This window comes from Vibrio rotiferianus CAIM 577 = LMG 21460 (assembly GCF_002741985.1).
GTDB lineage: Bacteria > Pseudomonadota > Gammaproteobacteria > Enterobacterales > Vibrionaceae > Vibrio > Vibrio rotiferianus.
The window spans coordinates 1-1,588 of the sequence record NZ_APHW01000092.1 but is presented as its reverse complement, the minus strand read 5'-3'; the positions used below and the strand labels follow the sequence as shown (position 1 = coordinate 1,588).

Genomic DNA, 1,588 nt, shown 5'->3' with positions numbered 1-1,588 from the left:
TCTGTTTACTTTGCAAACCCATACCACTCATGGGAACGAGGCACTAATGAAAACACCAATGGCTTGATACGACAATACTTACCAAAACGAACTTCTATGTCACATGTGACACAGAAGCTCTGCAATGAAATTGCACACAAACTAAATACGCGCCCACGCAAAAGACTTGGGTATAGGACACCAACGGAGTATATTCATGCGCATCTGTAAAAAGTGTCGCACTTCAAACTTGATACTAAGTTGATATATATTCACGCACTAACTTTCTTTGGTGTACTTAGCTTTGTAAGCAGAGTAAAAACCTATAAAGAAGAAAGTATTTGTTATTACTAAAACTAAACCTGATACCGCAGGTAAGTTAGAACCTAAGATCAATGAAAGCGTATAATACTGCGCACAAGCCGCCATTATGCAAAGAGCTAGTGAACGTAATAATGTTACACCTTTAGGTAACTGACTTGGAGATAATAGGCACAAAGAGAAAAGCACGTGAGAGAAATGGATTGTCGCCAATGAAAAGGCAAGTATTAGAAATATGATTAGCATTATAAATCATCCGCTTTTAGCAAACCTCTGCGTAACAATTCTTTTTGAGCATCTTTTGCATTTGAACTCGTTTGGTATGCAATAACAGTAACCATAACAACTAGAATTGCCGATGCTCGTGATGCTGCTTGTTTTGTTAGTCCCATTTTCATGCCAACTTGCGCCACTGGCGACGAAGTAACCGTTTTTTTGAGTTGCTCAGAGGCTTTTTGTGACGCTCCAATGACCCCTTTTTCATTTGCGGAGTATAAAAATGCTGCAACACCAGCCACTGTCAACGGAATTGTTATATCTAGCCCTACGGTTTTCAGCGCGTCAGTCACCCCTTTATTCGTATCAAAGAACTCCCTAAGCTCACTGTCAGAAAGAGACCACGAGAACCAATATGGATTAGCTACAACCTGCGAAACTAATCCGTACAATGAGGCTTTTAACTGGTTATCACTTATGCCTAGTATTTGCTTTAATATTTGCGATTGCTTATTTTTTGGGAGCTGTCTGTAGAGGACAATTCCAGTCATGATCGGAATTGCATTGGTTTGCTTTTTCAAGCGAGCCTCATGCTTTTCCATTCCAATTAAACTCGCATAATATTTTACTGGGTCAGTCCCAATCTTTGACTGTTGAACTCTCATAAAAACTCCTACTTAGCATTTATCCGGATTGATACGATCTAAAAAGTCACGACACAAATCCACTTAGCTTTTTTTCGTATGACTTCACGAGAGACTGCAATTTACTGGATCAGCAATTACTTACTAGAACCTTAACTATAAGGTGTTGATATATCGAGCTAACGCCCTGCTAAGGGGTGAGCAACGCAATACAAAAGCCGCCGCAAACCACCTTAATCACTAAATTCAACGCATAGTAAAAATGCCACGCGTTGCGAATCCCTCTTGAGCAGTTTGTTAGTCGCGAGGCACCGAGCGACAATTTTAAGCCGAACTAAACTTTGCGAACAACAAACTTTATGTGCTTTGATGCATTTAAGTCAGGCGTAGTCTCAAAGCGGCTACTCAATGAAACCACTTGGAACAAA

The 1,588-nt window shown here is 40.2% G+C and carries 2 protein-coding genes; one reads left to right on the top strand and one right to left on the bottom strand.

What is annotated here, in order from left to right:
- On the top strand, positions 1 to 210 hold a 210-nt coding region (locus B853_RS16365; RefSeq protein ID WP_128826948.1), incomplete at its 5' end, for an IS30 family transposase.
- A gap of 335 nt (positions 211 to 545) precedes the next feature.
- Here B853_RS16365 and B853_RS16360 read toward each other — a convergent pair.
- Positions 546 to 1,181, bottom strand: a complete 636-nt coding sequence (locus B853_RS16360; protein ID WP_038888097.1) for a hypothetical protein — start codon at positions 1,179 to 1,181, stop codon at positions 546 to 548.
- Positions 1,182 to 1,588: the final 407 nt, after the last annotated feature.

Excerpts from the sequence above, each read along its gene's own strand:
- B853_RS16360 (WP_038888097.1), bottom strand. The coding sequence starts at position 1,181 with ATGAGAGTTCAACAGTCAAAGATTGGGACTGACCCAGTAAAATATTAT.